8 protein-coding genes are annotated in these 11,981 nt (G+C 51.4%); 3 read left to right on the top strand and 5 right to left on the bottom strand.

Annotation, left to right across the window (positions count from 1 at the left end; all coding sequences use genetic code 11):
- Positions 1-465 precede the first annotated feature (465 nt).
- Entirely contained in the window at positions 466-4,665 is a 4,200-nt protein-coding gene (locus tag TRESADRAFT_RS02140) for a beta strand repeat-containing protein (RefSeq protein ID WP_004266603.1), read from the top strand.
- A gap of 426 nt (positions 4,666-5,091) precedes the next feature.
- Here TRESADRAFT_RS02140 and TRESADRAFT_RS02135 read toward each other — a convergent pair whose 3' ends face one another.
- The 5 genes from TRESADRAFT_RS02135 to TRESADRAFT_RS02115 all read right to left on the bottom strand — a co-directional run bounded on the left by TRESADRAFT_RS02135 (position 5,092) and on the right by TRESADRAFT_RS02115 (position 10,066).
- Complete coding sequence (locus tag TRESADRAFT_RS02135; protein WP_004266602.1) at positions 5,092-6,321, bottom strand: CobW family GTP-binding protein; 1,230 nt, start codon at positions 6,319-6,321, stop codon at positions 5,092-5,094.
- Positions 6,322-6,587: 266 nt separating this feature from the next.
- Complete coding sequence (locus tag TRESADRAFT_RS02130) at positions 6,588-6,890, bottom strand: Dabb family protein (protein WP_004266601.1); 303 nt, start codon at positions 6,888-6,890, stop codon at positions 6,588-6,590.
- Positions 6,891-6,991: 101 nt separating this feature from the next.
- Positions 6,992-7,702, bottom strand: a complete 711-nt coding sequence (locus TRESADRAFT_RS02125; protein WP_004266600.1) for a hypothetical protein — start codon at positions 7,700-7,702, stop codon at positions 6,992-6,994.
- 99 nt (positions 7,703-7,801) lie between these two features.
- Positions 7,802-9,067, bottom strand: a complete 1,266-nt coding sequence (locus tag TRESADRAFT_RS02120; protein ID WP_004266599.1) for a chloride channel protein — start codon at positions 9,065-9,067, stop codon at positions 7,802-7,804.
- Between the two features lie 24 nt (positions 9,068-9,091).
- A complete protein-coding gene (locus TRESADRAFT_RS02115; protein WP_004266598.1) occupies positions 9,092-10,066 on the bottom strand; it encodes an Hsp33 family molecular chaperone HslO in 975 nt (324 codons plus the stop codon).
- An 80-nt stretch (positions 10,067-10,146) separates the two neighbouring features.
- Between TRESADRAFT_RS02115 and TRESADRAFT_RS02110 the strand changes: the two genes are divergently transcribed.
- Together TRESADRAFT_RS02110 and TRESADRAFT_RS02105 are read left to right on the top strand one after the other, a co-directional pair.
- Positions 10,147-10,470: an RNA recognition motif domain-containing protein gene (locus TRESADRAFT_RS02110; RefSeq protein WP_040842149.1), complete on the top strand. Its 324-nt coding sequence runs from the start codon at positions 10,147-10,149 to the stop codon at positions 10,468-10,470.
- A gap of 71 nt (positions 10,471-10,541) precedes the next feature.
- On the top strand, positions 10,542-11,978 hold the full coding sequence (locus TRESADRAFT_RS02105) for a PP2C family protein-serine/threonine phosphatase (protein WP_004266596.1): 1,437 nt from the start codon (positions 10,542-10,544) through the stop codon (positions 11,976-11,978).
- Positions 11,979-11,981 lie beyond the last annotated feature (3 nt).

Raw genomic sequence — 11,981 nt, 5'->3', positions numbered from 1 at the left:
CTAATGGGAACTGCATTCCTGCTCTAATGGGAACGGTATTCCCGCTCTAATGGAAGTGGCGTTCCTGCTCTAATGGGAACGTCGTTCCTGTTCTAATGGGAACGTCGTTCCTGCTCTAATGGGAACGGCATTCCCGCTCTAATGTGAACGATGTTCCTGCTCTAATGGGAACGGCATTCCCGCTCTAATGTGAACGATGTTCCTGCTCTAATGGGAACGTCGTTCCTGTTCTAATGGGAACGTCGTTCCTGTTCTAATGGGAACGATGTTCCTGCGTTTTTGCTCCGTCTTATTGGTGATGTTCAGAAAGACGCCGCCAGGTTCTTTTGTTGCGAAACTCGAATCTCTCGCTTCCATACAATGCCGTGAATAATTTCGTGGCGGGGACGGGGAGCCGTTTTTGGTGCGGTGTGTTAGAATAGGACGGGGGTTGTGTTGGCTTCCATTAAAAAAGGGGAATCGATTATGAGAGCGTTTCGGAATTTGTTCAGCATGTTTGCGGCTGCCGTCATTTCATTCGTTGCGGTGTCGTGCTCGCTTTTTGGGGATGAGGAACCTTCTGCGGAGAGAAACTTCGTCGAGCCGGCGCTGACGGCATCCGTGAGCGGGAGCGTCTCTGTTTCGGGGGCGGTGCCTGGCGCTCTCCGGAGCAGTGCGGCGCGGACTGCGCTTCCGTCGCTGGGCGAGGAACTCTCGTATTCCGTGGAGGCCTCGGACGGGGTGAGAAAGTACACCGCCGATGTCGATGCGGAGAATCTCTCGTTCTCGTTCGGGGATATTGCGGTTGTTGAGGGCGGGACGGAGTACGCGATTACGGCGTCGGGGAAAATCGGGGATGAGACAGTGCTTTTCGGAAAAGTGAAAAAAACGCTGAAGCCCGGCGACGCGTTTTTCTGCGAGGTTCCCGTAAAGCCCTATATGGACAGCGGGACGGGGAACGTCAGCCTCGAAATAGACGTCAGCGAAACTGAAATAAAGTCGTGCGCGGTAACAATTTCGGGTGAGGATTATGTCATACCCCCCCCCGTATATTCCGGCGGGAAAATAACATGGAGCGCGGAACTCGATTCGGGATGCTACGATGCGGTTTTCAGCTTCTACAGCACGGCGGATTCATCATCCGCGGATGGTGTTCTCCTCTACGAATTCCGCGAGTCCGTCCACGTCTGCAAATCGCTCGTGACCGATTCGTGGTTCGGCTCTTCGGCGTACATTGCGGACGGGAAATGCGTGATAACAAAAACGCTTGTCGATAAGTTCGCGCTTTCGAGGATTTACGTGTCGTCGAGGAAAGAGGACAGCAAGGAGACGGGGACGCGCGCGGAGCCGTACAAATCGGTTGCCCGTGCGATGAATGCGCTTCTTGATAAAGATACCGACTACACGATACTCGTCGACGGGGAGCTTACGGGCGCGCAGACAATCCCGGATGCGCTCACAACAGAAGCAGGCGGAACATACAAGGCGAAAAGCCTTGTGATAAAAGGCGCGGGCGCGGGCGCGAAAATCAACGGGAACAATGAAGGGACGGCGCTCACGATAAGGACGGCTGTCCCCGTCACCATAGAGAACCTCACGATTACCGGCGGAAAAGCGACCAACGGCGGCGGAATCTATATGGGAAGCGGCACGAAAGTCACGCTTGGAACAGGAACTCTTGTTGGTGATGTAATCGAAACAACCAACATGGCAGCAGCTTCTAATTCTACATACGGAAACATTGCAAAAAACGGTGGCGGCATTTACAACGACGGTGGTACTCTTATTCTGGGAAACGGTTCATATATAAGCCACAACTTTGCCGGCGGAACAACGCTAGATTCAGGGGAAGCAGGAGGAATCTTCGTTAACGGCGGTTCTCTTGAGATAAAAGAAGGTGCTAGTGTCAGATTAAATAAGTGCGTATCAAGAGGCGGCGGAATAAGTCTTTACGGCGGATGTTCCGTAACGATTACTGGTGGTAGCATAGAATACAATGAAGTTGAGTATTGGGGCGGAGGAATTTTCTGCGGTAGCCACTCAGGTTCTGTCTCTTTTGACATGAGCGGCGGCTCTATAAGTCATAATAAGTCTACTTTGTCTTCGAGAGAAGATGTTGGCGGTGGCGGAATTTATCTTGATGCTACTTCTGCATCTTTTTCAATGAGCGGAACTGCCCTTATAAGCGAAAATTCTGCAAAACAAAAGGGCGGCGCGCTTGTAATAGGCAACGGTTCTTCATTTGAAATGACCGGCGGTACAATCAGTAAAAACTGGTCTGATGCCAGCGGAAGCGGTGCTTTAACAGGCGGTGGTGCAGTATTCTTATACGGAACTCTAAAGATGAGCGGAAATGCCAACATTCCTTTAGGCGCATTGGTAGACGGTACACTTGTAACAGGTGTAAATAAAAATGATGTTAAGTTTTATCTGGGCGCAACTGTGCCTCCGACCGTTGTAATTACAGGAGCACTTACTGCAAGTACCACTGTCGCTACAATCACACTATCAGAATGGAAACGAGGAACAACTGTCGTACAGGCAAACACGGACATTAGCGGTTACAAAGATTATTTTGCCTTCACCGATGAAGGCTGGGAAACGCTAGTCGCCACAGACAAAAAATCACTCTTTATCAATCAGCCGATTTATGTAGCTGGTGCGACTACACACCCTGTTTGTGGTGTCGCAGGAAGTGACGGCTCAGGTGCAAACGGTACGAAATCACACCCTTACGCAACTATTGCACAAGCCTGTACAACCATGAACGATGAAACTGTCGATTACATACTTAAAATTGATGGTGAAGTTACGGGTGCTCAGGAAATTCCTGATACTCTTACAAAAACAACAAGTGGCACTTATAAAGCAAAATCTCTTACTCTTTGCGGTGCAAGCGGACTTGATTCAAACAAAAAACCGCAGGATACTCTTCATCTGACATCAACAGGAAGTGTTCTTAGCATAAGTACGAATGTTCCTGTAACGATTAAAGATTTGAATATTTTTGGCTCAGAAAGCTCAAGCACCCCTACAACTGGACTTACACTTGCAACCGGTAAATCAACAGATGTTACCATTTCTAATGGTGTTTTGATTACGAAGAATTATAATTCTGGTGTAAATATAAGTAGCCAGGGAAAACTCACCATGACTGGAGGTGACATTACCACAAACCGTGCAAAAAATGGTGCAGGCGTAGTGAATGACGGAACCTTCATAATGACCGGTGGTTATATCAGCGCTAACATAACAAATTCTGTTGATGGTGACGGTGGAAACGGTGGAGGCGTTTATATTACCTCTTCTGGTAAACTTGAAATGTCAGGAGGTTATATTATTCGTAACACGGCGGGGGTATCAACAACAGGAAATGGCGGCGGTGTATATTTCAGCGGAACCTTTGAATTCCAGGGCGGAGAGATTTGGGGAAACCTGACCTATAATAACGGTGGCGGTCTTTATGCAGATGGCGGTACCTTAATTATGGGTGGCACAGCCGAACTTGGAAACAAAAATGTATACTCTCCTCCAACATTTTCTACAGGAGATATAAACAGAACTAACCACGGAAGTGGCGGTGCTATTTACAGCAAAGGTGCTTCAAACCTTTACATCGGATACACGAACACGAATGGAACTCCGACGGTTTCTAATTTCTCTGGCTGCATTAAAGGCAACTATGCAAAAGAAAATGGGGGCGGTATTTATACAACCAGTGAAATTGAAGTTTTCAACATTTCCGGAGGGACTATTTCCTATAATGCTGCTGATGGAAACGGTGGTGCAATATATGTAGGTGAGAAACTATCCCTTCTAGACAAAGCCTATATTCCAGTTGGAAGAGACAATAAGAATGATGTTTATCTTGATACAGGAAAATACATCACTGTTACAGAAGGACTTACAGGCCATGACACTGTTGCTACTATTACCCCATCTACATACAGTACAAATACAAGGGCACTTGCTGCCAACTCGGCATCGCTGGATAGCACATGTACAAAATTTGAAGTAACAAAAGAATCGGATAACGATAAAAACTGGATTGTAAATAGTGATGGAAAACTAAAAACGGTAATTGGTACAAGAGCAAAAATTGTCAATAACAGTATACTTTTCAATGATGGAAGTTCAATGCCTTGGACATACAGCAGTTCTACTGCAATTGAACTTAGTGATACCCAGAAACAAAATGCTGTTGCATACATATTTAAGCAAGATCGTTCTACTTACTATGGGGTTGGTCTGAAAGAAACTAATGCTAAATGGGCTGAAAATACTTCTGTTAGAGGATACAATAACAGTAACAGTACAAGCACTGACGACGGTGAGGCAAATACAAATGCAATAAAAGCCCTTACGGATTTTAATGGAAAATATCCTGCTTTCAACTGGGCAGTTAACTATCAAACCACTGCTACAAATCTTGGTTCATATAATTCGGGTTGGTATGTTCCTGCTAAAAATGAAATGATAAATATTTTCAGCGTTAATAGTTATGTAAGCTCAGCTATGAATAGTATTGGCGCCACGTATGCGGATACATTTGGAGGTGAGTATTTGACATCAACTCAAAATAGCGCCGATGCAAAAAGATATGAAATTGTAAGCGGTACCCGTAGTGGTGGTACTATTGAAAAAAAATGGGAAAAAAAAGTGCGTGCGGTGCGAAAGTTCAATTAAGAATGCTGCGTAATGCGCAGCTAAAAAGTACTGATAATTTTTGAAGTGCTTATGATTGGGATGAAGACAGGTGGCACGGTGGTAGCAAAGATAATGCAAATATAAACTATGTCCGACCTATTCGGGAATCCTAAATTTTTCTGTATGATGCTCTAAGTTCAATGAAGTTTAAAGCAAAGTTCACCGAACTTAGAGCGTAACTCAATGAACTTTTATTGAGTAAACTTTCAGTTTTCAACTTTCAATTCGTCTTTCAGAGCAATCACCTGCTCCAGCGGAAGGAATACGGCCTGAGCGATGACTTAAGTTATCGAACAGGTCTAATTGTTTTCCCGAGAATTTCACCCTGTCACTTCATTGAAGCTGAAAAAAAATCGGCAGGTGGCCGGAAAAATCCGGTTCCTGCCGATTTTTGCGCTCAGCGATTTATGCGAGGCATTTGTCGAGCTCGTCGGATATCGCCTTCTTGTCGAGGTTCTGTCCGATGATGCAGAGCTTTATCATGCGGTCGCCGACTTTCTCGTCCCATTCCTTTGCGATGTCGGGGTTCGCGGCGAGAATTTCCTTGCGCTCCTTCTCGCTTGCCGTCGCAATCCACTGGCCGCTCATTCCTGCCTGAATCTGCCTTCCCGATGTCTCGAAGACGTACGCCATGTCGTTGTCCTGCGCGAGCCACATGAGACCCTTGCATCGGATGATGTTCCTCGGCCATCTTCCCGCGAATTCGTCGAGCTTGTCCTGGTCGAACGGGCGGCGGCGGAAATAGATGAACGTTCCGATTCCGTATTCGTCCTCGTCCGCGCCGGAATCGCCCTCGTGCTTGTGCTCATGGTGGTGGTGATGGTGCCCGTCGTGGTCGTCGTCATCGTGATGGTGCTCGCAATGCTCGTCGCAGTGGTGTCCTTCCTCGCCGTGCTCCGGATTGTGCTCGTGCTCGTCGTGCTCGTCGTCGTCGCCTTCCTCAAGCTTCTTGCACCAGCCCGCGCTCGCGTAGACTTTCTCGAAGTCGAACGCGCCCGTTGAGAGAATGTCCGCGACGGGAACGTCTCCGCGGCTCGTCTCGATAATCTTTACGCCGGGATGGAGCACCTCGATGACCTTGCGCACCTTGCTGAATTCCGCCTCGGTGACCAAATCCTTCTTGTTGATGATGAGCGTCGAGCAGAATTCAATCTGCTGCACGAGGAGGCTTTCGATATCCTCGTCGCCGATTTTCTCCTTGTTCAGGAGCTTGTCTCCGCCGGCGAATTCGTCCACGAGGCGCGCCGCATCGACGACACCGACGACGTTGTCGAGCTTTCCGTTCTTTATCATCTCAAGTTCCTGCGCAATCGGCATCGGCTCGCAGACCCCGGAAGCCTCAATCATGATGTAGTCGTATTTTCCCGACTTGATGATGTTCTCGATGTTCTGCGCGAGCGCGCTTTTGAGCGTGCAGCAGATGCATCCGTTCGTGAGCGGGACGATGTCGCTCGTGTCGGTGATTTTCGCGCCGTCGGCGATGAGCTTGGCGTCCACGTTCACCTCTCCGATATCGTTGACGATGACCGCGACCTTGTAGCCTTCCTGATTTGAGAGAACCTTGTTGAGGAGCGTCGTCTTTCCGGCTCCGAGATACCCGCACAAAAGCGTCATTGGAGTGAGTTTCTTTGCCATTTTAGCCTTCCTTCAAAAATTGGTGTGATTTTGTGTACAGATTAAATAAACCGTTCGGAAACTTCAGTTTCAGAACAGGGTGCTTCGAAATGCAATGCTCAAAATTGAGCTCGTCGACCTGAGCGATAAAGAAGTTATCGAACAGGTCTAATATATAAAAAAAAACGACGCTCGGCAATTTAATCGGCGGGACGGGCTTTTTTCGGAAGGCGCAAAAAAATCCCCCGCGCTTTTCCTTCGCGGGGGATTCCTTTTCCTAAGTTCCGTCAGGCCTCGAAGTCCATGCAGGTGCGCGACTTCGTGTACGGGCGGACTTTTCCGTCGGCGACCGCGACGTGCGCGGGGTGCGTCGCGTAGTTTTTCAGTGCGTCCGCGCTATCGAAAAGCGAGTCGAGCATCACGTCGGCGTTCGATGAGGGGAGGGGAACCGCGTTCACCTTTATTTCCGCAAGCCCCTCGATTTTTCCCTTCAGGCCTTCAAGCCCTTCCTTGATTCCCTTCTTTACGGTTTCCTTTTCTTCTGCAGAAAGCCCGTCCTTGAGCTGCCAAAGAATCACGTGTCTTACCATTTTGCTTCTCCTCCAAACTGCATTAAACCTGTTCGGGAACTTCCGTTTCAGAACAGGTCTATTTTTTTCCGCGGGGAAATCGAAAAATTCCCCGCGTCCTGTCACATTTTCCTGAACGACGTGCGCTTGTCGAAGCCGTGGTTCACCGCCTTGTCAACGTCGGTAAGCCCCTCGCTTTCCATGGAGCGGTCGTTGCTTTTCGACGACAGATATTCCTCGATTCCGAGAAAAATCTGCTCGGGCTGGATTACCGCGGGAATTCCCGTCTGCGAGAGAATCGGGATTTTCGTTTTGTCGCAGAGCGGCATGAAAAGCACGTTCGCGAGGTTCGCGTTGTCCCATGATTCCGCGCCGTTCGCGTCCCACGCGCTCACCATGCGCCTCGTCCGCCTGTTCCACCATTTCGGATTGAGCGTGAAGAGGCCGAGAGGAACTCCGTTCCATCCGTAGTTCTTCCGCGCGCATACGACCGTCGGCGTGAAGTCCGAAAGAATTTCGCGCCTCCTTCCGTTCTCGTCAAATCCTTCGTTGTGGACGAGGTTGTCGAGCCGCATGATGAACAGGTTCGTTCCCGCGACGAGGGCGATTTCGTAATGCGCGCCGCTTTGCTCATGCCGGTACGATTTCCATGATTTTCCGCGCCGTTCGATGTCGATGTCGTATTCGACGAAGCCCTTGAGCTGAACTTCCGCGCAGAATCCGCTTTTCGTCAGGAATTCAGAATTCCTCCTGTCGAAGAGTATGCTGTCGTCTGAAATCTCCGTGTGCGACAGCCAGTCGTAGTAATCCTTGTTCTTGTCGATGATTCTCACAATTTCTCCGCATTTTCCCTGAAACTCCGTGCAAAATCATCTTCTTTTCCATAATTAGCCTCCTTTTGAAAAAAAATCAGTTTGAAAACGGCGGGAGCGTCAGATGCCGAGCTTCTTCTGACTTCCGTATATCGACTTGTTGAAGTTCGCGAAGAACGCGACCGAGCAGACGATTACGAGCGCCGGAAGGTTCTCCGCGCCGAAGCATTCCGTCCCGATGAGAATAGGCGCGAGGAACGTGTTCGTCGCGCTTCCGAAAATCGCCGAATATCCGAGCGCCGCCGCGAATTCCGGGGGAAGCCCGAGAAAACCCGCGACGACGGCGCCGAGGCTTGAGCCAATCGTGAAGAGAGGCGTCAGCTCCCCGCCCATGAAACCCGCCGACAACGTGAGTATAGTCAGAACGAGCTTGAGAATCCAATCGTACGCGTAGATTTTTCCGCCCGTAAGAGCCGCGTGCGTTATCTCCGTCCCGAAGCCCGAGTACCGCCCGTAATGGAGCGCGATGAACAGTATTCCGAGGATAAGCCCGAACAGCCCCGTGCGGATTATGGGATTGGGGATGAGAACCGGAAGGAATTTTTTCGTCCTCCGCAGCGTCGAAGCGAAGAACGCCCCGACCGCGCCGAAAACCGGGCCGAGCACGGCGAGCTTCCACAAAAGGTCGAGCGTGAATTCCGGCGCGTGGATTGCGACGTGCTCCCCGCTCAGCCCGCATGCTTTCGCGACGAAATAAGAGGTGAATGCCGCGATTGTCGCGGGGAAAAGCGATTTGTATTTCAGCTCGCCGCAGACGAGAACCTCAAGCGAGAAGAATATCGCGGCGAACGGCGTCTGGAACAGCCCCGCAAAGCCGGCGGCGATTCCGCAGATGACGAACGTGTCGCGGGAATTCTCGAACAGCTTGTTCCTCGAAAGCCTGCTTCCCGCCTGGTCCGCGAGCGTCGCCCCAATCTGAACCGCGACGCCCTCGCGCCCCGCGCTTCCTCCGCACAGGTGCGTCATCCAGCTTGCGATTATGACGAGCGGCGCGAGCCTGAGCGGGATTGAGCATTTTCCCTCGGCGGCATCGAAGACGAGCGCCATGCCGCGCTCCGTTCCCTTTCCGAATTCCTTGTAAATCAGCGCGATGAAGACGCCGGCGAGCGGAAGAAACGCCGTCCATCCCGCGGGATTTTCGAGCCTCGCTCCCGTGACAGCCATCAGCCCGCGCCCGAAAACGACCTCGATGAAGGCGACGACAGCCCCGAGCGGGAACGCGATAAGCGAAAGCACCGCGACAACTTTGTATTCTTCTATTGAAGATATTACGCGTTTTTCGTAGGCGACAATCGGATTGTCGCGCATGTTTTCTTTTTCTTTCATTTTGATTTTGATTCCGGCAACCCGCTAGCGGAGCATGTCTTTCGTTATTTTGTAGACCGAGCCGCAGTTGTGGCATACGATTTCAATCGGCTCGGGGTCGTTGGCGATGATGTCGTCAAGCTCCTTTTTCGGGAGATGCTTTACGTGCTCCACGTAATTTTCGAGTGAGCAGGGGCAGTCGAAAACAATGTCGCGGTTGAGGACGGCGACGGGGTTGAATTCCCGGAACAGCCCGTAAATCGCGTCCTCCATGTCCCCGCCGTCGGCGAACCATTTCCCTATCGACGGCATCGCCTTGAACGCGTTCTCCGCGCGCCTGATGAGGTCGTCCGCATCTGAATCCTTCGTCTCCGCGCCGGAATTTGCGGTCTGCGCGGAAATCTTCGACTTTCCGCCGGCGTTCGGGACGTACTGGAGGAACATGCCGCCCGCGCCGATGACGCGCCCTTCTTTGTCGAACTGTATGCTCGTGTTGAACGCCGTCTTCGTCTGCTCGGACTGCTGGAAATACCATGCCAAATCTTTCGCGATGTTCCTGTACTGAATCTCGACGGTGCCGACTTGCGGCTGCCTCATTCCCTCGCCGATTCTCGATATCGTGACGGTTCCGTCTCCGAGGAACGGCGTCAAATCCCAGTTTTCGAGCGGCTTTTCGACGGGAATCCTGTTCTGGAGGAGGAACCCCCTGACGTATCCCGTGGAGTCCGCCTCGACGCTGAATCCCGCCGCGGGGCCCATCGTGTCGTAGCGGAACGTCAGGTGCTCGCGTCCTTTCATCGTCGGGATGAGCAGCGCCCCGCAGAGAACAGCCTGCCCGAGAACCATCGTCTCGAGTATTCCCGTTTTCTGGTTCGCCCTCATCTGGTTCACGAGGCGCGTGCCGTTGAGGAACGCCCCGCGGAACTGCCCGTCTGCCATGACGAACATCGTCATCTCGTCCTTGTGGATTGAATCCAGGTGTTTCTGGAGTTCTCCGTCTAAAATCTGTGCTTTAATCATATTTTTCGATTATAATGAAAAAAACTCATCTGAAAAACGCCTGCATCAGCCAGGATGAAAATAAGGAAGGAAAGAAAAAAATGAAGAAAATATACGTGGGCAACCTGAATTTTGCGACCGGAGAGGAGCGCTTGCGCGGCATTTTCTCCGGTTTCGGGAGCGTATCGTCCGTTTCTGTCCTCGTGGACAAATTCACGGGGATGTCGCGCGGGTTCGCGTTCGTGGAGATGGACGACGACGAGGAAGCCGCCCGCGCTATTTCCGCCGTCGACGGGACGGACATCGACGGGCGCAAGGTGCGCGTGAGCGAGTCCGTGGAGAAGAAGAGCCGCCCGCGGAGCATGAACAGGGCGCGCGCGAAAGATTTCCGCAAGGATGCGGCCCCGCGCGACGACGAATTCTGAGCTTTGTGCCGATAAATAAAATGCCGCCTTTTACGATTTCGACGGCGGGATAAAAAAATTGTGGAGTTTGTATGTATAAAAGTCGAAGACGAATTGCATTGATTGCGATAAACCTCGTTGCCGCAATCATTTTCTTCATCATCGCGGTCTCCGTGGCGCCGCAGACGAAAATCAACGATTACAGGACTCATTCAATCGTTTTTCCCGTTTTCGTCACCGCGATTCTGTTCGCCATACTGACGTTCGCGAGCGTGTCAATCTATGACAACTTCAAGCTCAAGGTTCACAAGCGCGTCATGGAAAGCGGCGGGACGGCATACTTCACCGAATTCATCAACAAGCTCCGCTTCTGCTATTCCCCGGCGGATTTCTACAAGATAATCGGGGAAATCCTCGAGAAGAGGGCGGACTGCTCCGTCTACTACATCGAGCGCGCGGCGAACTACACGCTCTACAACAGCCCGAACAGGATAACGTCCGGCGAATTCAACCAGAACCGCAGCGAATTCATGGAGCGGATGATTGAGAACTACCAGCTCAACTGGCCCGACGGAATCTATTTCTTCACGGAGGACGGAGGCCTCATCTCGAACTCGAGGCACGCGCGCGGGTTCTTCCTCGTGAGCAACTGCGAGCATTTCTACGTGATGTGCAGCTACCTTTATCTTTTCGACGACGAGATTTACCCGAAGCTGTACGAGGAATTCGTCCGTTTCCAGAACCGTTCCCGCATCATCGAAAGCCTTTCCGAAATCTCCGACCTCACCCGCGAATGGTCGCAGCTTGCCGATACCCAGCGCTCGTTCCTCCCCCAGAAACTTCCCGAGGTTGAGCGCGTGTCGTTCGCGGCGTACTTCCGCCCGCTCATAAACGTCTCGGGCGACTATTACACGGTTCTTCCGATTGACGAGACGAAGACGTTCGTCATGCTCGGAGACGTTTCCGGAAAGGGAATGGCGGCGGCGCTCATCATGGGGCTCGTCATGAACACGGTCAAAATCCGCGAGAACAAGGAGGATTTGGTCGGGACGCTCAGGGCAATCGATGCGTCGATAAAAAGCATGCACCTCCTCGACAAGTATACGGTCCTCTTCATGGGCATCATCGACACGGAACGGATGCGCATCAGGTACATAAACGCGTCGATGAGCGACCCGATTATCATAACGAAATCACCGGACGGGTACAGGATAAAGCCCCTGTCGTCGAACTGCTCGATTGTCGGAATTATCCCGCTCGACGACGACATCCAGGTGGCGGAGCAGCGGCTTTTTTCCGGCGACATGATTCTGATGGCGTCGGACGGCGTTTCCGAGGTCATGAACAAGGACAAGGTGGAGCTCGGCGACACGCAGCTCTATACCGACACGATAAAGGCGGGCGCGGGAAAATCTCCGCAGGAATTTATTGACGATATCGCGAACCTCGTCATCTCGTACAACGGGGACACGCGCCTTCACGACGATGTGACGATGCTCGCGGCAAAAATCGGGCAGACAAAGGCGTAAGGA

The organism is Treponema saccharophilum DSM 2985, assembly GCF_000255555.1.
Lineage (GTDB): Bacteria > Spirochaetota > Spirochaetia > Treponematales > Treponemataceae > Treponema_D > Treponema_D saccharophilum.
The sequence above is the reverse complement of the archived record's forward strand: the minus strand, read 5'-3'. Positions and strand labels throughout refer to the sequence as shown.

Bases quoted from the DNA above. Each gene is read 5' to 3' on its own strand.
- TRESADRAFT_RS02110 (WP_040842149.1), top strand. From the start codon at position 10,147: ATGAAGAAAATATACGTGGGCAACCTGAATTTTGCGACCGGAGAGGAG.
- TRESADRAFT_RS02115 (WP_004266598.1), bottom strand. From the start codon at position 10,066: ATGATTAAAGCACAGATTTTAGACGGAGAACTCCAGAAACACCTGGAT.
- TRESADRAFT_RS02135 (WP_004266602.1), bottom strand. From the start codon at position 6,321: ATGGCAAAGAAACTCACTCCAATGACGCTTTTGTGCGGGTATCTCGGA.
- TRESADRAFT_RS02105 (WP_004266596.1), top strand. From the start codon at position 10,542: ATGTATAAAAGTCGAAGACGAATTGCATTGATTGCGATAAACCTCGTT.
- TRESADRAFT_RS02130 (WP_004266601.1), bottom strand. From the start codon at position 6,890: ATGGTAAGACACGTGATTCTTTGGCAGCTCAAGGACGGGCTTTCTGCA.
- TRESADRAFT_RS02140 (WP_004266603.1), top strand. From the start codon at position 466: ATGAGAGCGTTTCGGAATTTGTTCAGCATGTTTGCGGCTGCCGTCATT.
- TRESADRAFT_RS02120 (WP_004266599.1), bottom strand. From the start codon at position 9,067: ATGAAAGAAAAAGAAAACATGCGCGACAATCCGATTGTCGCCTACGAA.